1 protein-coding gene is annotated in these 628 nt (G+C 79.0%); it reads left to right on the forward strand.

Features of this window, described 5'->3' with window-relative positions:
* Positions 1-628 (forward strand): glycosyltransferase family 4 protein (locus tag CCN44_RS42675; protein WP_143650524.1); only part of this gene is annotated, 628 nt, incomplete at both ends.

The following is a 628-nucleotide window of genomic DNA, read 5'->3' on the forward strand; positions in this document are numbered from 1 at the left end:
GCCGTCGCCGCCGACCTGGACGGCCGCGAGCGGGCGGTGCTGCGGGCGGCGGGTGCGGTGATCGCCACCAGCGACTGGGCGGTGCGCCGGCTCGTCTCCCACCACGGCCTCGCCCCCGACCGGGTGCACGTGGCCGCGCCCGGCGCCGACATCGCACCCCTCGCGCCCGGCACCGACGGCGTCTCCCGGCTGCTGTGCGTGGCCGCCGTGACCCCGCGCAAGGGCCAGCACCGGCTGGTGGAGGCGCTCGCCGCGGTCCGGGACCTGCCGTGGACCTGCGAGTGCGTCGGCGGCCTCGGCCACGACCCCGGGTACGTCGCGCACCTGCGGGAGCTGATCGCCCGTCACGGCCTCGCCGACCGGCTGCACCTGACCGGCCCGCGCTCCGGCGCCGACCTCGACGCCTCCTACGCCGCGGCCGACCTCATGGTCCTCACCTCCTACGCCGAGACCTACGGCATGGCGGTCACCGAGGCCCTCGCCCGGGGCATCCCGGTCCTCGCCACCGACGTCGGCGGCCTGCCCGAGGCGGTCGGCCGCGCCCCGGACGGCGGGGTGCCCGGCATCCTCGTCCCGCCGGAGGACCCCGCCGCGCTCGCCGCCGACCCAGCCGCTCAGTTCGCCGAAC

The organism is Streptomyces tricolor (genome assembly GCF_002155905.1).
Classification (GTDB): Bacteria; Actinomycetota; Actinomycetes; order Streptomycetales; family Streptomycetaceae; genus Streptomyces; species Streptomyces tricolor.